This is a genomic window from Aquamicrobium lusatiense (assembly GCF_014201615.1).
GTDB lineage: Bacteria > Pseudomonadota > Alphaproteobacteria > Rhizobiales > Rhizobiaceae > Mesorhizobium > Mesorhizobium lusatiense.
Genome location: NZ_JACHEU010000007.1, coordinates 36919 through 58847, shown reverse-complemented (window position 1 = coordinate 58847; position 21929 = coordinate 36919). Strand labels below are relative to the sequence as shown.

At 59.7% G+C, this 21929-nt stretch carries 12 protein-coding genes and 1 pseudogene; 9 read left to right on the top strand and 4 right to left on the bottom strand.

Translation table 11 applies throughout. The annotated features are described in order from the left end of the window. Positions 1–593: 593 nt before the first annotated feature. The 4 genes and pseudogenes from repA to HNR59_RS21070 all read left to right on the top strand — a co-directional run. Complete coding sequence (repA, locus tag HNR59_RS19910; protein WP_183832961.1) at positions 594–1802, top strand: plasmid partitioning protein RepA; 1209 nt, start codon at positions 594–596, stop codon at positions 1800–1802. Positions 1803–1873: 71 nt separating this feature from the next. Next, positions 1874–2857 (top strand): plasmid partitioning protein RepB, encoded by a 984-nt coding sequence (gene repB / locus HNR59_RS19905; RefSeq protein WP_183832959.1) that lies wholly within the window; start codon positions 1874–1876, stop codon positions 2855–2857. Between the two features lie 156 nt (positions 2858–3013). Continuing rightward, positions 3014–4219 (top strand): plasmid replication protein RepC, encoded by a 1206-nt coding sequence (gene repC / locus HNR59_RS19900; RefSeq protein WP_183832957.1) that lies wholly within the window; start codon positions 3014–3016, stop codon positions 4217–4219. Positions 4220–4479: 260 nt separating this feature from the next. Beyond that, positions 4480–5197 (top strand): annotated as a pseudogene (locus tag HNR59_RS21070) (transposase family protein); the annotation flags it as partial. Positions 5198–5897: 700 nt separating this feature from the next. Here the strand turns inward: HNR59_RS21070 and HNR59_RS19890 are convergent. Beyond that, the gene (locus tag HNR59_RS19890) at positions 5898–9008 is read right to left on the bottom strand and encodes a UvrD-helicase domain-containing protein (RefSeq protein ID WP_183832954.1); all 3111 of its coding nucleotides are present in this window, start codon (positions 9006–9008) and stop codon (positions 5898–5900) included. A gap of 210 nt (positions 9009–9218) precedes the next feature. Next, on the bottom strand, positions 9219–9986 hold the full coding sequence (locus tag HNR59_RS19885) for an endonuclease III domain-containing protein (RefSeq protein ID WP_246374875.1): 768 nt from the start codon (positions 9984–9986) through the stop codon (positions 9219–9221). A 413-nt stretch (positions 9987–10399) separates the two neighbouring features. Between HNR59_RS19885 and HNR59_RS19880 the strand changes: the two genes are divergently transcribed. The 3 genes from HNR59_RS19880 to HNR59_RS19870 all read left to right on the top strand — a co-directional run bounded on the left by HNR59_RS19880 (position 10400) and on the right by HNR59_RS19870 (position 13590). Continuing rightward, the gene (locus HNR59_RS19880; protein WP_183832951.1) at positions 10400–10543 is read left to right on the top strand and encodes a hypothetical protein; all 144 of its coding nucleotides are present in this window, start codon (positions 10400–10402) and stop codon (positions 10541–10543) included. Continuing rightward, complete coding sequence (locus HNR59_RS19875; protein WP_183832949.1) at positions 10540–12084, top strand: recombinase family protein; 1545 nt, start codon at positions 10540–10542, stop codon at positions 12082–12084. Before HNR59_RS19880 ends, HNR59_RS19875 begins: the two co-directional genes overlap by 4 nt. Before the next feature lie 120 nt (positions 12085–12204). Next, positions 12205–13590 (top strand): hypothetical protein, encoded by a 1386-nt coding sequence (locus HNR59_RS19870; RefSeq protein WP_183832947.1) that lies wholly within the window; start codon positions 12205–12207, stop codon positions 13588–13590. 7 nt (positions 13591–13597) lie between these two features. Here HNR59_RS19870 and HNR59_RS19865 read toward each other — a convergent pair whose 3' ends face one another. Together HNR59_RS19865 and HNR59_RS19860 are read right to left on the bottom strand one after the other, a co-directional pair. Beyond that, entirely contained in the window at positions 13598–17992 is a 4395-nt protein-coding gene (locus tag HNR59_RS19865; RefSeq protein ID WP_183832945.1) for an NACHT domain-containing protein, read from the bottom strand. A 622-nt stretch (positions 17993–18614) separates the two neighbouring features. After that, complete coding sequence (locus HNR59_RS19860) at positions 18615–19520, bottom strand: LysR substrate-binding domain-containing protein (protein WP_183832943.1); 906 nt, start codon at positions 19518–19520, stop codon at positions 18615–18617. 88 nt (positions 19521–19608) lie between these two features. Here HNR59_RS19860 and HNR59_RS19855 point away from each other — a divergent pair, with 88 nt between their 5' ends. Both HNR59_RS19855 and HNR59_RS19850 read left to right on the top strand, forming a co-directional pair. After that, on the top strand, positions 19609–20643 hold the full coding sequence (locus HNR59_RS19855; protein ID WP_183832941.1) for an aldo/keto reductase: 1035 nt from the start codon (positions 19609–19611) through the stop codon (positions 20641–20643). Between the two features lie 31 nt (positions 20644–20674). Next, positions 20675–21850, top strand: coding sequence for an MFS transporter (locus HNR59_RS19850; RefSeq protein ID WP_183832939.1), 1176 nt, complete (start codon positions 20675–20677; stop codon positions 21848–21850). Positions 21851–21929 lie beyond the last annotated feature (79 nt).

The following is a 21929-nucleotide window of genomic DNA, read 5'->3' as shown; positions in this document are numbered from 1 at the left end:
TCGCTTTGATGAAACCGGGCCCGGGTGATCCCGCACCAGACTTTTGTGATGCCATCAGCCATGTAAAAACCGTGCCGGACGGACGGCTCATTGAAGTCGTGATCGTCATAAGCAACTGCTTCCCCTCTCCCCATTCGACAGAAGTTCCCGATTCCGACGAATGACGTGCCGAGCATAACATCATCCACCCGGCACAGCACAACTTCTGTTATAAGGGGTCAGTGTGCCGGATGCGTCCGGTGTTCCGGAGCGTTTTCTACAGGCCTCCAGACCACATGCAGGAGCGCAACGCGTAAAATCGATTCGCTGGCTGTTCCACCGTCGGCGGCCGGAACATATTCGCCTGAACAAGGGCTGTCGGCGAATTCTTGAGCCCGAAAAGGTGGGGATGCAGGCTTGTCAGCGGACAAAATCCCAACAAAAGGCTTTTATTTCAAAGGCATATAAATTTCTATGGAAGGTGAGGGCTGTTATTTAGCTGGGGAGGGCATTGATTCAGCAGGGGGCGCTATTGCCGGCAAACCCGAATCGGGCATAATCACGGTTGTTTGGAGAAACTTCTCTAAAAATCGTTATTAGGAAATGCAGCCCGAATGAACGTGAGTTCACCGAGACCAGCAAGACAGCCGTTGCATTTCGAGAAACACATTCTCGAGCAGGGCGATCAGATTTCGCAGAAGCTGCATCTTCTGAGCCTGCAGCGATTCCCGCCGCTTGCTAAGAAGGATCTGCGTTCGTTTACGCTGGCTGAAGTTGCGAATTACCTGGGCGTTTCCCAGAGCCATCTGAAGAAGCTGCATCTCGAAGGCAAGGGTCCCGTTCCTGAAACGTCATCGACGGGCCGGCGCTCTTATACTGCCCAGCAGATGCTGGAGCTCAGGCAGTATCTCGACCAGTACGGACGCTCGGAAGCGCGCAGATATGTTCCGCATCGCCGCCCGGGAGAAAAGCTGCAGGTTCTGGCCGTCGTCAATTTCAAGGGCGGCTCCGGCAAGACGACGACGGCCGCGCATCTGGCGCAGTATCTGGCGCTGACCGGGCACCGTGTGTTGGCCGTCGACCTCGATCCGCAGGCATCGCTGTCTTCGCTGCATGGCTTCCAGCCCGAACTCGACAGGATCAAGTCGCTCTACGACGCCATCCGTTATGATGACGAAAGGGTCTCTCTTTCCGACATCATTCATACCACCAATTTCCCGGGGCTCGACATCGTGCCTGCAAATCTCGAATTGCAGGAATTCGAGTACGATACGCCGCTGGCGATGGCCGACCGCAGTTCCAATGCCGGTAAGGCCTTTTTCACGCGCATCGCGCGATCTCTGGAAGAGGTGGAGAACCGCTACGATGTTGTGGTCGTCGACTGTCCGCCACATCTCGGCTATCTGACGATTGCCGCTTTGACAGCCGCCACGTCGGTGCTGATTACCATTCATCCGCAGATGCTGGATGTGATGTCGATGGGCCAGTTCCTGTTGATGCTGGGCAACATCCTGGAGCCGATCCGCAGCGCTGGCGCAGAGGTCAATCTGGAATGGTATCGCTATCTGATCACGCGCTATGAGCCGATGGACCAGCCGCAGGCGCAGATGGTGGCTTTCCTGCAAACGCTGTTTGGCGAATTCATCCTCAGAAACCAGATGCTCAAGTCCACGGCCATATCCGATGCCGGCATCACCAAGCAGACTTTGTACGAGGTGGAAAAGAACACCATGACCCGTTCGACCTATGAGCGGGCGATGGAATCTCTGGATGGTGTGAACTCGGAAATAGCCGGACTTATTCACGAAGCGTGGGGGAGGTGATCTTGTCAGCCGACAAAAACACGTCTTCGCCGTTGTGTTTCAACGAATTAGGCAACAACAGGAGAGGTTGAATGGCCCGTAAGAACCTGCTGTCAGGCCTTATGGAGACAAATGAGGAAGGGCAGGGCGCTTCGAATGCGCCAGCCTATCCCATGCGTGGCGCGTCCAAGTCGATGATCCGCTCGGTCAGCGAGCTGGCGCGGCAGGCCGATGCCTATCTCGAAGGCGAGCAGGTGGTGGATCTCGACCCCGAGATGATCGATGGCTCGTTTGTTGCCGACCGTCTCTCCGAAGATCAGGAACATCATCAGGAACTTCTCGAAGCCATTAGAGAGAATGGCCAGAATTCGCCGATATTGGTGCGTCCTCATCCCGAGCGGGAAGGTCGTTACATGATCGTGTTCGGCCATCGTCGCGTCAGGGTGGCGAAAGAGCTCGGCCGCAAGGTCCGGGCCGTGGTGAAAGCGATTGATGACAAGGCGCATGTCATCGCCCAGGGGCAGGAGAATTCTGCCCGGGCGAATTTGAGCTTTATCGAGAAGGCCGCATTCGCAAAGCGCCTCGAGGATCTTGGTTACACCCGCGACATCATCTGTTCGGCTCTGGCCTCTAACGAAGCGGCTGTGTCGAAGATGATCACGACAGTAACCCGTGTCCCCGAAGATATCATCAAGGCAATCGGCCCGGCGCCGGCTATCGGCCGGGAGAGGTGGGTGGAGCTCTCCCTTCTGGTACCTCGCCGGCTGGAAATGGCAGGCTCCGTCGCCGCAACACCCGAGTTCAGCCAACTCGACAGCAACGCCCGCTTTGAAGCTTTGCACGCCGCTTTGGCTGCCGGGAGCAAGCCTGCTCGCAAGGCTGTCACGAAGTCTGCGGACACAGCCTGGCTACCCCAGGACAAGAAGGTCAGCGTACGGCTGAAAAAGGCAGGTAAGACGGCAACTCTTGCAATTGGAGCAGCCGACGGACCCAGATTTGCCGAGTGGATTTCGAGTAATCTGAGCAGCCTTTATGAGGCATTCAGAAAGTCGGAGAAAACCGAACAGGAGCATTGAAGCCGCAAAAGAAAAAGGCCCCCGAACGACTGTCGTCGCGGAAGCCCTTCTCGTATCTGGACAATCCGAGAATCGCATTTCCGTGAATCTGTGTCAAGCGTTGAAACTGTCGTTTTGACGGGCGGGTTTCTTTTGCCTGATTGAAGGTGGAAGGACATGGATACGCATATTGCAGCGACGCCTTTTGGGCGGCGGCCGATGTCGCTTGCCATGCTGGCAGTGCAGCAGGAAGCAGCTGCTATCCCGGAAGGGGCGACAGCGGGCAAGTGGCAGGTCTACAGGGATTTGTGTGAAGGAAAGACGATCATAGGCGTGGGCGACCGGGCGCTGGCCATCCTCGCGGCATTGCTGTCGTTTTATCCGCATGAGGAGCTATCCGAGGAACATGGCCTTGTCGTGTTTCCGTCGAACCGCCAGCTCGCCCTGCGGGCGCATGGCATGTCGGAAGTGACCTTGCGGCGCCATCTGGCGGCCCTGGTGGATGGCGGATTGATTGTTCGCCGCGACAGTCCCAATGGCAAGCGCTATGCGCGCAGAAGCAGGGAAGGGGAGCCTGGCGAGGCATTCGGCTTCTCGCTTGCGCCTTTGCTGGTGCGGGCGGGTGAGTTTGGGGCGGCGGCCGAGCAGGTACGGGCCGAGGCCCAGGCGCTGAAGCTGATGCGTGAGCGCATCACGCTGCACCGCCGCGATATCAGCAAGCTGATCGAGGCCGCTATGGGGGAGCAGGCTGTGGGCGACTGGACGAGCCTTTGGCAGCGTTTCCGCGCTGTTGTTGAGGCCATTCCCCGCCGCGCTTCACTTGCGGATATGGAACTTGTCGTCAGCGACCTTGAACAGGTTCGCGCGGATATCGATAAGTTGCTGGAAATGCATATGAATACTGAATTTATGAACGGCAATGACCAACAAAATGAACGGCAACAATCTAATTCAAATACAAACGCTTATTCTGAATTTGAACCTGCTTCAAAAAAAGACAGGGTCGAGACCGAGCCAGCTTCCCAACCCTTCGATCTGCCAAAAGCCTATCCGCTTGGTTTGGTTTTGCGTGCCTGCCCAGATATCCGCGACTATGCTGTTGATGGCATCGATAGCTGGCGTGATTTCATGGCAACCGCAGCACAGGTACGCGGCTACCTGGGCATATCGCCATCCGCCTATGCCGATGCGCTGGAGGTGATGGGGCAGGAAAGCACTGCCATCGTCATAGCCTGCATTCTTCAGCGATCGCAGCATATCCATTCAGCCGGAGGTTATCTGCGGGCCCTCACCGAAAAGGCAGGCAGCGGCAACTTCTCCGTCGGCCCGATGCTGATGGCAGCGCTGAAAACTGGTGGGGCTGAGGTGGCGATGACAGCATGACGGAAGCTGTTCTGGCACAGAGGGGGACCGTAGCAAGCTGCTGAAGAGCTTCTTAACACAAGAGAAGGGGCTGGGGTGCGACTGAACTTTCTTTATGCGGTTCAGAAAAGAGGGGAGGGGTTTTGTGGTCTGTTTCGATGGGATTGTAAACAGAAGCTTGTTTCGCACGAGAACCATTCATACGGCTCAGGATTGTTCATGGTGGAGGATGTTGTCGGTACGGTCTTATATCGGAAGAGGATTGAGGCCTGAGTGGATAGGCACAATCACCAGGCCTCGGACAGGCGTTTCCCGAAATGCTGGCTCAGGCTTCCCCTGTCATTCGTGACCGCTGCATCAGCTCCGTCGACCGCAAACGGCTTAGGTTGCGGTCGACGAAGGAACATGACCTCTCCAGGACGCTCTGCAACCGTTGAAGGCGCCGAGGCGAAAAGGGCATCTTCCCGCGGATGATAAAAGATCTGGCCATGCCTAAGATTCCAGATCGCAAGACGATTATGACTGATGAGACCTATCTCAAGGCATACCGCACGGCTTCCAGCCTGCGGGTAAAAGGAGGCGCAGTACGCCTGATCGGCCGCACGAAAGGTGGTATGAGCACCAAGGCTTCATGCCGCAACGGATCAGAATAATCGCCCCGTTCATCTTGGTCATAACGGCGGGGCAGGACAGCGAATACACTGGTGCTGCCGCCGTGCCTGATGAGCTTCCCATGGCCAAATGGCTGCTGACCAACCAATGGCTTGCCGACTGTTTTTGGAATTGCTTTGCGGGCAATGGGATCACTAGCTGCATCCCGGATAGACGTTCACAGAACAAGACTGTTAAACACGATACGCACCGCTCCGAACGCTGCAAGCACATCGGGGGACCGCGTTCGGGCGTCTCAAGCACTGGCAGGACGTCGCTACACGCTACGACAGGTGTCAGACTGCATTCTTCTCCGCAATCGTGCTCGCCGGAACCGTCATCTTCTGAATCTGCTCGATGAGCCCGGACGCTGGATTTCATGGCGTTCAAACAACGCATTTTTCCAGAACAGGCAGGGAAATTCACGCGGAGCTTTGCTTAAACAAGACGCGCTGAAAGTAGCTGGTTCACCGATATTCCTTAACGTCCGCCCTTGGTGCCCAAAAAATCTGTATGACGCCGATAACACTGGCTGTGATGTCGCGCTGAGGCTGGCAAGCCCGCATTGTCGTGCTTCTGCCCGCCGGGAACGCCGTTTGAGCATCCTGCAGCACAACGAACGATAAGGCAACATTATCGGACATTTTATAGTTACGACTGGACGTGCGGTTTAGTGCTTTAAAGAATATATATCCGCTCGTATGGGTTCCCCGTTCCCCACAGCCGGGACGAGTGGCCTCCCGCATGCAAACGCCCATGCCGAAGCCTTTACGATGTCGCGCCCGTCGCACAGGTTGCGCGGGTGCACGACGGAGACGCACCGGGCACTGCATCAGAGGCGGGCGCGTGAAGCAGGGGCCGTAAGCACGAAGGTGGAACAGCCATTAACCCCGCGTCCTGCGACCAAACCGGAACCCGGGAAGAGCCGGAGAACTACACCTACGCCGTAACTCTTCAAAAGCCCTCCCAATCCTCATCTCGTGAAGGATGAGAAATGCAGCCAGCCACAGGAGCAGGTGGAGGCGATCATGAAATCTGGCGTGCAGTTTCAAAACAGGTTGAGCTGCTGCGTCTGCCTGCTTTTTCGTCCGCTTGCACTCTCGCTGACTATCAGGTCCCCGGCGATCTGTCCGAGGAAAGGCGAAGGCGGCAGCGCGCGCACCGCGCCGTGCCAGAACCGCTCTTTGGCACGGGTGAGGAACAGCCTGTCCTTTGCGCGGGTCATGGCGACGTAGAACAGACGCCGCTCCTCGGCCTGCGTCGCCTCCTCCTGAGGTGTTTCGGCTCCCCATGAAAACGGCACGATCCCATCTTCCATGCCCACCACGAACACGACAGGAAATTCCAAACCCTTGGCCGCGTGCATCGTCATGAGGGTGACGCGGGCCGCGCGCGCATCGCGGAAATCGGCCTCGGTGGAAAGCGCCGTCGCTTCGCCAAGCCGTAGTAACGGATCGCCGGTCACCTGATCCGAGTTGGCAAGCGCGATAAGCCAGCCTCTCGCCTCCGCGAGCGCCGCGGCATCAGCCTTCCGCGCCCTGCGGGCGTCTTCCGCCGCCTGCCCAATGCGCGCAGCAAGCTCCTGCCCCTCCACCCCGTCCAGTCCGTCGAGGATCGCGGTCACGCCGGGATGGCCGGCGATGGGAGCGGGCGAGCTTTTCATGAACGGAATGCCGGCGCGGTCGAAGGCGGTCCGCAGTGCCCCCGCCTGCGCATCGGTGCGGTAGAGCACCGCGCAATCGGCAAAGCCGAGGGGCCTGCCGGTGGGCATTCCGCCACCCTTGCGATTGGCGGCGAGCAGGTCATGACCGCCGAGCAGGCTTTCGATTGCTCCGGCGACGAACTCCGCTTCTGCGGCTTCGTTCGCTGCCGCATGGGCCACGATCGGCTCGCCCATGGGGCGTGTCGGGCCTGACGAGGGTGCCTCGATGAAGCCGGACGCCGCCTTCACGATGATGCCGGTCGAGCGGTAGTTGCGTGAAAGCCTAAGGGTTTTGGCCGCGGGAAAGTCCCGGCCGAAGCGCGCGAAGCAGGCGGCATCCGCCCCTCGGAAGCCGTAGATCGCCTGATCGGGATCGCCGATGACGCAGAGATTGCCGCTGTCCCCGTTCATCAGCCGCAGCAGGCGATATTGCTGCTCGTCCACATCCTGAAACTCGTCGGCGACGATGTGCGGGAAACGGGCCTGCCATGCGGCGGCGATCGCCGCATCCTCCTCCAGAAGATCGGCCGACAAGAGGATAAGATCGTCGAAATCGACCCATCCTTGCGCCCGGCCGATCCGGTCGAGGACAGCGCGGGCCTCTGCTTCCTCATTCGTGCCTTTCGCGCCGCTGCGCTTGAGCACGGAGACCGCCTTGATGAGGCGGGCGGCGCGCGTATCGCTGACGCCGAGCGTTTCTGCCAGCGCCGCCTTGCGCTCCGCCTCGCTGGCGATGCGAAAGTCTGCCCCGAGACCGGCGCGGCCGGCATGCGCGTGCAGGATCGCGAGGCCCAGCGAATGGAAGCTGTGCACCGCCACGGCCTCCGCCTGCTCGCCGAGAAGCCCCGCAAGGCGGGTGCGCAATTCCTCCGTCGCCTTGCGTGTAAAGGTGACGGCGATGCACGAACCAGCCGGCACGCCGCATTCCAGCACCAGATGGGCGATGCGGTGGGTGAGCATGCGCGTCTTGCCGGAGCCGGGGCCGGCGATCACCATCAGCGATCCGTCTACGGCCTCTGCTGCGCGCGCCTGGTCAGGGTCCAGCCCGGCCAGAATGCCGCTGCGACCCGATGGTTGCATCGCCGGCGTGGCTTCTGGAAATAGCGGAGCATCGTCCGGTGCCGTATCCTTCGCTTTGGGTTTCACCCGGCGTGCGCGGCTGAACAGCGGCCCATTGAACAGAAACTGGTTTCCAGCGAGGCGATCCAACTCGCCGTCGTGAAACAGGCGGATGACGCCATATTCTCCGTCATAGCCGGCCTGCCGGATGACCTCGCCGGAGCGCAGCCGCGTCACGGCCTCACCGAGCAGCGGATCGAGCCTGGCGATATCCTCGACCGGCATTTCCTGCAGCAGGGCAAGCTCTGGCCCGAGCGCGGCAATCGTGCGGTCATAAGTGTAGGTGGTAGCCTTCGAGGCGACGCCGCTGCCGACGATCTCCGAGAGGATCTCGGGCAGCGGCACAAGGCTCGATACCGCACCTGCGGTAGGTGGCGGCGCAGCCTCGGCTTCGCTGCGGTCGGCGAGCGCTTCGACGCGATGCGCCACGCCGACCGTGACTGGCCGCCCGCAGACCGGGCAACGGCCGCCGAGCTCGATCGTCTCTTTCGGGTCGAGCCGCACGCCGCAGGCGTGGTGCCCGTCCATGTGATATTTGCCTTCCTCGGGGAAGAACTCGACCGTGCCGACATAGCCATCCCCGGTCTCCAGCGCGCGGCGAATGGCGAAATAGTCCGGCTCACAGGAAAAGCGGGTGGCCTCGCGACCGAGCTTGCCGGGCGAATGGGCGTCGGAATTGGAGGTGAGGCGGAAGCGGTCGAGCGAGGATATGCGCCAGTTCATGGCGGGGTCGGACGAGAGGCCCGTCTCCACCGCGAAGATGTGCCCGGCAAGATCGCCATAGCACTCATCAATGGAATCGAAGCCCGATTGCGAGCCGAGCGCGGCAAACCATGGCGTCCAGATATGGGCAGGGACGAGATAGGAATCCGGCCCGGACTCCAGCGCGATCTCCAGCAAATCGCGCGAATTGAGGCCGAGGATCGGGCGGCCATCCGAGGCGATGTTGCCGATGCGCGCAAGGCTTGCCGCCAGCCGGTCGGTGGCGTCGAGATCGGCCGTATAGAGCAGGTGATGGATCTTCCGGGTCTTGTCGCCTTTCTTGTAGATGGTCGAAATCTCGGTGCAGATCATGAAGGAGACCGGCCGCCGGCAGACGGGCGGAAGCGTTTCCCACAGCGCCGCCTCGATTTCTGGTCTCAGGCGGAAGAGCCCGTTGCCCTCGGCCACCAGCTTGTCCTTGATCTCTGCGAGCCAGGCCGGATGCACACAGTCTCCGGTGCCCACGACCCGTACGCCCTTGCGCGCCGCCCACCAGAACAGGCGCTCCAGATCGAGATCCCGGCTGGTGGCCCGGGAGTATTTCGAGTGGATGTGCAGATCGGCATGGAAAGTCATGGTGCAACGTCACTCAACTTGCGGACGGGATGCGACGGCTCCTCCAGCCCTGCATTGCTTAGATAGCAGGCGGAAACGGGACAGATCACAAGGAAAGTACGCAAATCACAGCATTCGGACCGATATGCCGCTTTAATCCAGCCGACGCGGAAGAAAGCCGCCGAAGGGCGCAGCCGTGTCTTTCGATGTCCAGGCCGGAATCTTATCGATTTATTCCTTCCATCCGCTCCGCTGTTCCCGGGTAGGTCCCTGCCGACGACCCACATTGCGCGCTCTCACACGCACCGGCCTCCGGGCAGAGGCGGCGGCCGTCTTGCAGTGCTGGCGGATCGGACAATCGGGGCAGCGGGCGCGGTCATGCCGGCATATGGTCTGCCCCAGACTTTTCATCAGAATGTGAAGCTCGGCCAGTTCGGCCGCGCCCCATCGAGGCGAAGCCGCCATTACCGCATCACAGGCGGTCCGCGTGTCGGCCGTATTCCGGACGAAGCCGTATCGGCTCAATACTCGCAAGACATGCGTGTCCACCACGAATGCCGGCATCTCCAACGTACTGAAGTTGAGCGTTGAGGCCGAGATCTTGCGGCCGACGCCTGGCAGGCGCTCCAGCCAGGCGAGCGCCTCGGCAACACTCAGGCAGCCTAGGAAATCCAGGTTAAAGTCCGGATGACGAACTCCTATGACGCGAAGCGCATCGCCGAGATGCCGCGCCTTGACATCGGGAAAGGTAACGTTGCCGATCAGGGCCTCGACATCGCCGGTCGACGCCGCTGCGAGAGCCGGCCATTCCGGGTAAGCTTCGACGAGCCGCTGATAGGCGGCCAGAGAAACTTCGTCCAGCGTGCGGTTGCTGATAGACGACTTCACAAGCTGGCCGATCGGAGTCCGTGCGGGGACCCGGTCAGGGCGACCGAAAAAGAATTTCAGTTGCTCCCGCACCCACGCCATGTCCGCCGCGGCGCCAAAATCGAATGCCATTTGCATCCTATCATTTTATGAACAAAAAGGGAACATTTCAAGGCCGCAGCACGCTATAGGAGCGATCTGTGGCAGATGGCGGGAGGGAAACGAAGAAGGCGAGAACTACACCTACGCTATAGCCCTCCTTAATACCGATTCCGATGGGTAGTGGGCTTGAGGTCTGCCGAAGGCGTGGCTCTGATTTACGTGGACGCTTAGCGACGCTCTGGCCGACAATGTCGGAGCGCTGTTCAGAAACTTGGGAATAATACGCCAGATCAATATATTAGCGGCATAGGTGTATTTCCATTGCCTGCCATTCCAGCGATACGCTGTGAATGTCACAACCTCCGCATAAATCCCGATCCCCCTCGTCCACGAACTCTAACCAAGCGGCTTCAAGCCCAAACCGCCGCCGCCCGAAGCACGATGTGTCCACCTGGACCGTCACTGACGACTGGCCCGAAAAGGTGCCGATCACCGAGGCGGAAATCGAGATATTCGAGCGCTATTTCGGTGATGTCCTCGATGAACTTTTCGGTTCGATCGATCCCATCGACCGGTCGAAGCCATGACCGTTGCAAGTAGCGGCGAAGCGCTGCGGGTCGCGCTTTATCTGCGCGTTTCCACGGCTCGGCAGGCCGAGCACGACGTCTCCATTCCCGATCAGCACAGGCAGGGCGAAGCCTGGTGCGCCACACATGGCTATGAGCTTGTCGAGACCTTCGTGGATGCCGGCGTTTCGGCCACCAGCGATCGCCGACCCGAGTTCCAGCGCCTGATCGAAGCGGCGCGCGAACGGCCAGCCCCATTCGACATCATCCTCGTTCATTCCTTCAGCCGCTTCTTCCGCGACCATTTCGAGCTGGAGTTCCATATCCGGAAGCTGGCCCGCAATGGTGTGAAGCTGATCTCGATCACCCAGGAGGTCGGTGACGACCCCATGCAAGTCATGATGCGACGGGTCATGACCCTGTTCGATGAGTACCAGTCGCGGGAGAACGGCAAGCACACGCTCCGCGCTATGAAAGAGAACGCCCGCCAGGGCTTCTGGAACGGCTCGTTGCCGCCGATCGGATACCGCATTGTCGAGGCCGAACGGCGCGGAGCCAAGGTCAAGAAGACATTGGCCATCGATCCCATGCATGCCGACACTGTACGCCTGATCTATCGTCTGGCGCTATCAGGCGACGGAATCACCGGGCCGATGGGCGTGAAGGCGATCGTCGAATATCTCAATGACCGCAGGATATGCACCCGCGATGGCGGTCGCTGGGGCATCGGCCAAACCCACAAGATATTGACGCGCACGACCTATGTTGGCCGGCACAGGTTCAACATGCATGGCAAGGGTAAGACGCCAAAATCGGATGACGAGATCATTACGGTGGCCGTTCCACCGCTGATCGACCAAGCCACGTTCGATGCCGTTCAAGCGCATCTGCGCGCTCGCAATCCGAAAACCCTCGCACCGCGACTCGTCAACAGCCCGAACATGCTGACCGGCCTGCTGCACTGCGCGCAATGTGGAGGCCCCATGGTTATGCGCAACGGCAAGGCGGGGCGCTATCGCTACTATGTCTGCCAGAAGAAGGCGCGGACAGATACGTCCAGATGCACTGGTATGGCGCTTCCGATGGATGCGCTCGACACGCTGATCGCCAAGCATATGACGGCACGGCTGCTGGTTCCGAAGCGCCTCAAGATCATCCTGACGCAAATCTTCGAACGCCAACGGGAGCGGATAGCACGTGATGGAGGTGACCGGCTCGACGAATTGACCCGGCGCGGTGAGGAGGTGCGGTTGCGCCTGAAACGCCTCCTCAAGGCGATTGAGATGGGCGCGCTCAGCCTGGATGAACCAGCGTTGCAGGAGCGCTTAGCATACCTTCAGGCCTTGCAAACTCGAACGGGGGAAGAGATCAGAAGCCTTCTGGCTGAGCTTAACTATGCCGGGACACTGGCTATTTCACCTTCGTTGGTGCGCAGGGTCATAAAGGCGGCAGAGGAACGCCTGCTAGAGCGAGGGCATGGCTTTCGACGCAGCTACGTATCCGTCTTCGCCAAACAGATCGTTGCTGAGGCGGGAAAAGTGCAGATCGTGTATGCACGATAGTGGGCTTTCAAACCTCATCTTTAACTTGCTCAAAGCTGCCGCACCAAACAAACGGTTTTAGCTGACTCCCGCGTCGAAGCGAGCGATTGCCGCTGTGCGTGAAGTGCGGTCTAAAAAGATATGTCCTTCACACTGGCCAGCTTCGGATTCGACCTGAGCAATCGCGAGATTGCCGTCCTTGTTTATTTAGGCCTTCTACTGGCTGCTTTGCTGCTGTGGAAAAAGGGGCGGCCTCTCGCCTTTGATGTCGTGCGGGCCTTCTTTATGCCGAAGCTCGCACTGATCTGGCTGCTCATGTCCCTCTACGTGGTGGCCTGTCTCTGGCTGCTCGCATGGCTGAATCTATGGGACTGGCCCAATCTCAAATCGACCCTACTTTGGTGGTTGACGGTCGGTTTCACCAGCATCTTTGAAGCCCAGCGACTTAAGGAAAAACCGCATGCGCTACGTAAGCTGCTGCGCGATGCGTTCACTCTATCTGCCGTCATTCTGTTCATCGCCGAGCTGGTGAGCTTTCCACTTTGGGTAGAACTGCTCATGCTTCCGGCACTTGTGCTTCTCGCTCTCCTTATAGCGGTCGGCGAACATCAAACTGACAAACCCGGCGTCCCCCGAGTGCTCAGCCTGCTGCGCGGGCTCCAGATTCTGGCGGGTCTCACTATCCTCGGCTTTAGCTATTGGCTGGTTGCCGCTAGCATTTCCGAATTCTGGTCATTGAACACATTGCGCGAGTTCGGGCTACCCTTACTGCTCTGGCTAATGTTCATTCCATTCATTTTCCTACTCGCCGTATATATGACCTACGAGGAAGCCTTCATCCATTTACATTTGAGACCAAGACAGGCACCCATCGTACGCTATACGCGATGGCGCGCGCTGTTTGCGTTTGGCTGGAATATCGACGGAGTAAAGCGCCTCGCACGAGATATTCGTGGGCGCGATATCGCCAACAAGCAGGGCGTTAAAGAGGCCATCCAGGAAATCAGACGACTCATCAAAGTCGAAAAGAATCCGCCCACCGTTATGCGCACTGAAGGCTGGTCGCCCTATGCAGCACGGCTATTCCTTGAAGAATATGGCCTGGTCACCGACGACTATCACCGCTCGCAGTACGAGTGGTTCGCAGACATTTCGTCAGTGAAGCTGAACGACAAAGTGCTGGCCGATCGAATTTCCTATTACCTCACCGGCAACGAGCGCGCCGTGACGCGGCTGCGACTTGCACTCGATGGCTCGAATCAGAACGACACGAGGGAAGCGCAGCGCGCCTTCGATGAACGCGCGCTGACCCTGCTCACGAAGGCGTTCGACGCTGAACGAGCGACGACGATCTACGCCCGCGCTCATGACTCCGAACCGGAGACCTGGATAGTCAACGGAATACGGGTATCGCTGGACCGGTCAGATTGGGGAGACGCTCAGCTCGGCGGCTATGTCCGGAATTTGACTATTCAGCATCCCAAGCATCAAGAAGACAATTGGGCGCGTGACCCGCGCTGTCGGTGAAACCCACTCACCCAATGACTGCTTCTTCCGGCTCTTGATTGGGCGAAGCTTTTCGCTGACGGCCGCGTGACTTTACGCGCTCTGTTGACAAGCGCGGTTGAAGGTCGAGGCCCCGCGCCGTCAACCGTAGGCTACCTCCCATTTTCTGCTCAATCCGGTTGGCTTCTTCATTCAACATGTCGATGAGCCCGGCTAGGTCTAACGCCGCGCCGGTTTCGGGGTGGAGCCATGTACGGGGAGACTTAATGGTTATTAGCAGACAACCAGCACGGCTATTTTCCGCTGCCATGTATTTGGCGACGAGTTGGTCTTTGATTGTGGCTTTCAGATCGGCAGCGGAGCGGTCTTTCTCGCAGATCTTCAATTCGATAATCGCCTCATGCTCTGAACCGGTAGAGCGAAGGCGGATGTCGGTTTCTTTCTCATCTGCCGTCACCGCTTCCTGATCGACCGTGTAAGCGGCATTGGCGCTGGTGCGAAGCTCGCGTGCGATCTGCTGACGCATGATTTTCTCATCGTCGATGAGTGCCCAGGCCGCACGCGGTGAGTCGTCACGCAGCAGGGCGTCGTCGATGTCGTCCAGCCGGTCAGTCATAAGCACGAACATCTCATCGCGCGTCAGCGGCGGAAGTTCGCCATATCGGTCGAGCGCCACGATATCGGCCTCGGCGAAGGCAGTTGCATCCGCTTCTTCGGCCGCCCGCTCGCGGGCCATTGCCAACGCCCGGTCTTTGAAATCGGCAAAGAGCGGATCATCGGCCAATCTGAGTTTGATAGCCCAACCCTCGGGTCCGGTGGTCGATAGAAGCGCGTTGATAATATTGCTTCTGCCACGTTCTGCATGATCGCGTGCGTTGGGAGAAAAGCTACCTTCCTCACGGACCATATCGTCGCACCGACGGATATATTGATAAGCAAGGCGTGCGAGCCTCAGCAGCAATTCTGGGGTGAAGCCGGCCGCCGAGAGGTAGGTTTCACCATCGCCGTGCCGATCGCCGAAGAGAGAACTGAACCAATCCGTCGCTGGGCCGAATTTTGCCGGAGGATGCGGCTGTATGGTCCTCTCAAGTGCATCGATGCCGTCGTCCGGACCGAGACGCATCAATGCCGGGAGCCAGATGCTGCTTACTGCATCTTTCGCACCTTCTGCCAGTTCAGATTTCGCGAGCGCGTGTATATGCGCGATGGTGCTGGCGTCGCCATGTTGCACGAGGATTTGAACTACTTGGCGAAGCCGGTTCGCGCGGGCAGTCTCGTCCTCATTGTGGCCAAGCCGCCATTTACCCGTATCCAACCAGGCACGCAGGCGCGGTACGAAAAGGCGCGCTACGGTGGGGGTTCCATACAGAATATCTTGCAGCATGCCGGAATGGACGATGGCTGGTTCATCGAGCTCCGCTGTCAATTCCGCTCCTAGCACGGCGTCAACCGCTGCCGGATGCACGGCGGCAAATCCTTCAAGCCAGACCGGAAAGCCGTTCAACTCAACGGAAACGTAGCGGAGCGCTAGTTTCGCTTCTTCTTCACTGAGTTTTTCTGCCCATTGGGGATCCTCGGCCTCGGCGGCGATCCCCGCCAAGCCAAGCTGCCATCGGGTCAGATAAGTGCCTTTTTCTTCCTCCGGACGCTCGCTTCGCAAGGTCGGGCGATCCTTACGCCAAAACGCCATGACCGCGAGGCGCAACCGGTCGGCCACCTCCTTGCCAAAATGCCGCTCGATAAAACGTCGGTTCCAGCCTGACGCCCGGCTTTCCTCGCCGCTGCGTTCCATTGCCCGCCAAAGGTTCCAGGCGGTATTCTCGGAACGATCGGTGGCAAACACCGCTTCAGAATCATTAACGATTTCGCGCCAGAACATCACCCAACTCGCGTGGGCTTTCGCGTCGCGGCGTTCATCATGCTTCTTCCGTTTGGCATCCTCGCGCTGCCAGCGCAGTTCTTCGGGGCTGGGTTTTTGCGGCTGGGCAAGCTGGTCGAGGCGTTCAAGCAGTTCCGGCAGATCGGCAACACGCGGTTCCAACGCCGCCAGATGATCGGTCCATTCAACATTGTCGTCCCGGATGCGGATCGCCGCTTCGAGCATCATCGCGCGAGCGTCAGCGTGGCGGCGGCGATCGGCAAGCGATGCAAGCACCCAATCTGCATCAATGGCACCCAGATGCATTGCCGCCCCGTGAAACGCCAAGCGCGCATAGCGTTTGAAGGGGTCCGTCACCTGATGATGCGCTTGCAGGAATGCGTCTTCGGCCTCGAACATGAGGCATCGGGCATCTGGCGGCAAGCCAGGGAGTGCAGCAGTCAATTGTTTGGCGGGCTCGGTGTGGTGGTATTCGCGTTCTGCCAGTCGTAACGCAATCGCGGTTGAACGCATTACTTCCGGCGTGGTGACGCCATTTTGAATCTGACGGAGGCAGGTCGCGGCCAGAGCCGGTAAGAGAAATTGTCGCTTGCTGGCGAGATGGGGCCAGTGCTTTTCGTTCCAGGCGATGCCTTCCACCGCCAGTTCGGTAAGCCCATGACGCAATGCGTTGAGCATATCCGGTGATAAATCGACATGCTCGATCAAGCGCGGGAGATTCCATGAAATGTCACCGACCGAGCGCTTCTTTTCCGTGATTTGTGCGAGCGCTTTGCAAAGGAGTCCTACGGACAGGTGGACCGGGAACAGCCGCAGCAGTGCGGCACCTGCGAGGCGGTTCGGCCAAAGCGCCGCGTCATCAGCCAAGCTCGTGCTGATCGCAGCAAGGCGAGGATCGTCTAGTTGGATGAGCGCATCCAACGCATCAATCCGTTCGCCATAGAGGGCAGAAGCATCGACCGCGACGCTATAGGCAATATCTGCGCAATCGGCCATCTTCCCATGACCGATCAGATTCAAAAGAATTTCGCGGATTTCGTGATTCTCGATGCCGCCCTCCCACAGGCGCTTGACCTCTGGCCCCAAGTCGGCCGCTGCAAAGCGGTGAAGTTGGATGCTCGGCACGCGCAATCCACGCCATCCGCCCGTGCTATGACGCTCGACGTAGGCGCGTAGGGCTCGCCGCCGTTGCAGTGATGAAAGCGACTCGGGGTCACCAAAATTCAGGAGGACATCCGGCTCGCGCCGCAGCACTTCTTCGAAAATGGCATCGTCGCGCAGCGCCATCCAAGCAGCGACCGGACGCAGTGACGGCTTGACCACTGCTTCACCCTGCGCCGTTGTTGTAAACAAGATGCGCTTGATCGACCTGACCGGCATACCCTTCATGCGTAGCGCGAGAAGGTGCTCAGCCGCCAAATGCTCGATCACCGAGCGGTGGTGGAAGCGCACTCGGCCGTAGGAAGCAAAGCCGAAAAGCGACCGTTCCAACAGGGTGGTGCGTTCGCCTTGCGTCCAATCCTGAAGAATATTTGAAGGATCAAGCGGCGCTTCGGTCGGATCGCTATCGCGGTCAGCCTCGGCGCTATGGCGCAAGGTGAGCTTGCGGCTAAGGGTGGCCGCAAGCGCCAAGCGTCGGGCACCTTCCGATGCCTTTTCGGGAGACAAAGCCGTATTTTCCCGACCGTTCTCACGCGGCTTTAACTTCACGGCGATGTTACTCAACACCTGATCGCGATGCGAACGAACTCGACGATGTTCCCACCAATCAGCGCATAGCTCGATCAGGTCCTGTGGTCGGCGTACAAATTCCTCGGCGTTACGCTGCCGGATGTCGGCGAGCAGCGCATCTGGATCATCCACGCCTTCCTTGCTCGCCATTTGCCTAATTTGGGCACTAGACAAGGGCAGCAATGCGACGTTACGCCAATCCCGCGCAGTTTGTTCATCGGATGATTTCTGCGGTCGACGTGCCATCGCGATATTAGCGAACTCTTCGCTGGTTGCCACTTCATCGGCCTCATCCGGCACCGGTAAAATTTGGCGGAAGAGTTGCTCGTCAACGGGAATGGGTCGGGAAGTGATAATCACCCGAACCCGGCCGAGTTGTCCGGCTACCGCCTTCGCCAGGCGTTTCAGCGCCTGCTCGAACGAGCCAAGGTTGAGTTTCAGCTCATCGACGGAATCGAGAAAGAAGGTCGCAACATCGGATTGTGCAGTGCGCCATGAATCGAACCGAGTTTCTTCCTCATGTGACAGTAAATCGCGCAGATTACTGCGTGCGAGGTCAGCCAACTCTACATAAAAAGCGGGCTCACCCGCTGTCCATAGAGACTGCTGCTGCGCGCGGCACTCATAGGTTTTGCCTGCGCCTGCTTCAGAAATAATAAGAACGCGCCTCGACTTCAGCAGGTCATCCCAACTCAAGCCCTTATGCCAGCCTAAATCCATCAGGAAGGCGGTTTGCTCGGCCTCCGTGGTCTTGTCCTCAGGGATGTCCTGAAAGCTGCGCTCAATGTCGTTGGTATCAGGTGCTCTTGCCATGCAGTTCTTCTCTTCCTCAGCGAGAACATAATGACAACGCGGACCTCAGGCTATCCCATTTAGCCTCATCCGAGAGCAAGGATAGAAGAGCGGTGGCTTTACCCCTCGCGCCGAGGGTAAAGACCGAACGAACAGACTGCAATTTGCATCTGGATCCTGGGTCGACTGAAAGGGCTGGCCGAGAACCACGAAGCCATAGTCGGCAACATATGCCACATCTGGTCGGTATCGGTCGTGGCATACCCCAGGCAATGAAGAGCATCTACGCAGTCACGCGCAGAACCATTACAGGTATCATGCTAGGCTAGCAACGGACGACCGAGCCGCCTTTCGCGCCATAGCATATGATCGGCGGTCGTAGTGAAGGATATGCTGACTGGGAGGGCGTGCGAGAACCCCTGCTGTAGGGCAATCGCCCCCTAAGACGCTATCCCTTTGATAATTAAAGAGATAGTCGGCCAATTTGTGCGGTAATCGGCGGTGTTTGGCGGACCGAGTGGGATTCGAACATATATGTCGAAGTAATCCGTTGGCGGTTGGCTACACCATAAGAAATGTCTGCTTTCGGTTAAGTAGCAAGTGTTGGTCGAACGTCCGAAACGAGGGTGCGAAGCAGTCGGCCTCAGCGTAGATTATCGACCAGGAAATCCACGAAGACGCGAACGCGGGCCGGAATGTTGCCACCGCCAACAAAGACTGCGTGGATATGCTCGATATCACCGGGGTTGTACGCCTCAAGCAGCGGGACCAATCGGCCGTTTTCGATTTCGCCGACGACGCTGAAGCTGCCAACGCGGGTGATCCCGACCCCCTGCGCAGCGAGTTCACCCAGCGTCTCGCCATTGTTCGCTTCGATCGTGCCCTCCACCTTCAGCGAGAAATCCTGCCCGTCGCGGCGGAATGGCCAGATCGGCTCGACACGGCGGAAATTGAAATTGAGGCAGTTGTGATGATGCAGATCCTCAGGCACGTGCGGGGTGCCGGAACGCGCCAGATAGTCCGGCGATGCGACGATGACACGGCCTGTCTCGCCTAACTTGCGTGCCATGAGTCCGCTGTCGGCGAGCGGCCCGAAGCGGATCGCCACATCCGCTTCGCCACCTGCGACGTCGACCAGCGCGTCGGTCAAGGCGATGTCGACCAAAATATGCGGATAGAGCCGTACGAACTCGCCAAGCAACGGCACCACGCATAGACGGCCATGCGATTGCGCCGCGCTGACCCGCAGCCGCCCGCGCGGCGCGCCCTGATCCGCGATCTGCTGCTCGGCATCGTTCAGGTCGGCCAGAATGCGTCGCGCAGCCTGGAGATAGGAGCGTCCCTCCGCCGTCAGGGTCAGTGCGCGTGTCGAGCGCAGCAGCAACCGCACGCCGAGTCGTGTCTCGATCCGGTCGATCGTGCGGCTGACCGCGGAGGGGGTCAGGTCGAGTGCCCGGCCGGCCGCCGAGAAACTGCCAAGGTCGACCACTGCCGTGAATACTTCAAGGGCACGCGCACGATCGGCCCCGTCCATCGCTTTTGCGTGCATGGCAAAAATCCTTCGTTCCGCGACACGCTATTATCGTGCGGTCCCGGCGTCCATCTATGCGTTTGCATCGCAAACGGAAAGGTGGATCATGGAGTATAGGCAATTGGGAGCGTCCGGCCTGCGCGTGCCTGCGCTGAGTTTCGGCACCGGCACCTTCGGCGGCAAGGGGCCACTGTTCAGCGCATGGGGACAAAGCGACGCCGCCGAGGCGCGGCGACTGATCGACATCTGCCTGGACGCAGGCGTCACGCTTTTCGACACCGCAGACGTCTATTCGAATGGCGCGTCCGAGGAGGTGCTCGGCGAGGCTGTCAGGGGCCGGCGTGATGCGGTGCTCATTTCGACCAAGACCGGCCTGCCGATGGGCGAAGGCCCGCTCGACAGGGGTGTATCGCGCGCGCGGCTGATCCGTGCGGTCGAAGAATCCCTGCGACGGCTGGGCACCGATTACATCGACCTGCTCCAGCTTCACGCTTTCGACGCCTTTACCCCGGTGGAAGAACTGATGGGCACGCTCGATGGGCTGATCACTGCGGGCAAGCTGCGCTATGCCGGCGTTTCCAACTATCCCGGCTGGCAGATCATGAAGGCACAGGCGCACGCAGACCGGCAGGGCTTGCCGCGCCTTGTCGCGCACCAGGTCTACTATTCTCTGATCGGGCGCGCCTATGAGGCGGAACTGATGCCGCTCGCCGCCGATCAGGGAGTGGGCGCCCTGGTGTGGAGCCCGCTTGGCTGGGGCCGGCTGACCGGCAGGATCGGGCGCGATCGCCCGATCCCGCAAGGCAGCCGCCTTCACGAGACCGCCCAGTTCGCGCCACCTGTTGCGGAGGAACATCTCTACCGGGTGATCGATGCGCTGGAAGACATCGCTCGGGAGACGGGCAGGACCGTGCCGCAGATCGCGATCAACTGGCTGCTCCAGCGCCCGACCGTCTCGTCAGTCATTATTGGTGCGCGCAACGAGGAGCAGCTTCGCCAGAATCTTGGAGCGATTGACTGGAGGCTCACTGCTGAGCAGATGGCCGTGCTCGATGACGCAAGCGACCTGCTGCCGCCTTATCCCCACACCCCGTATCGGCAGCAGGAGGGCTTCGCCCGCCTCAATCCCCCGATGGTCTGACCCAGACCTGAGCCAATAAGGAATTCCAGCCATGAGACTCAATCCCGGGCTGATAGCCCTGTCGATCGGCGCTTTCGGCATCGGCGTGACGGAATTCGCTCCGATGGGACTGCTGCCGGTTATCGCGACCGACCTCGGTGTTTCGATTCCGACCGCGGGGTTGCTGATCAGCGCCTATGCCCTGGGAGTGATGATCGGCGCGCCGCTGATGACGCTCACGACGGGCCGCGTTCCACGACGCATGCTGCTGATCCTGCTTGCCGGCATCTTCACGCTTGGCAATCTGCTGGCCGCGGTCTCGACCGGCTACGGCATGCTTCTGGCCGCGCGGCTCCTTACCTCCCTCAACCACGGCGCCTTCTTCGGTGTCGGTTCGATCGTTGCGGCCAGTCTGGTGCCGCCCGAGCGCAAGGCCGGTGCGGTGGCGGCAATGTTCATGGGGCTGACCATCGCCAATGTTGTCGGCGTGCCGCTCGCGACCTGGGCGGGCGAGCATCTCGGCTGGCGAATGGCCTTCTGGGGCATTGCCGGGCTCGGCGTTGCCACCATGACCGCGCTTCGCCTGACATTGCCAGCTCTGCCCGCGCCGGAGGGGGGCAACGCTCTCGCCGAACTGCGTGTACTGAGGCGCGGACAGGTGCTGGGCGCGCTCGCGCTCACCGTCATCGGTTCGAGCGCGATGTTCACCGTCTTCACCTATATCGCTCCGATCCTGCGCGAAACCACGCACGCCTCGCTTGGCTTCGTAACCGCGATGCTCATGACCTATGGCGTGGGACTGACAGTGGGCAACTGGCTGGGCGGTCGCTTTGCGGACCGATCGGTCGATCGGACGCTGATCGTGACACTGGGCAGTCTGACGGCGATCCTCATCGCTTTGGCCTTGTTGATGCCCTTTATGGCGCCGATGCCGATTGTCATCTTCCTGTGGGGTGTGGCGAGCTTCGCACTGGTGCCGCCGCTTCAGGTCCGGGTAATGACCGCGGCCGCAGACGCGCCCAATCTGGCCTCGTCGGTCAATATCGGCGCGTTCAACCTGGGCAATGCGATTGGTGCTGCGCTGGGTGGCGGTGTAATCGCGTTCGGCCTTGGTTATCCCGCCGTGGCCCTGGCGGGCGCGGCGACCTCGGCCATCGGGCTGGGTGCCGTTCTGATCGCGGTCCGCAGGACATCCGTATCAGACGAACAGCAACTATGCGGCACCTGAGACGTGACCACGTATGTCTGGAGAGAAGGCGCGTTAAGTGATTATGCCAAGGGTTGCCGATGCGTGGCAGGCAAATACC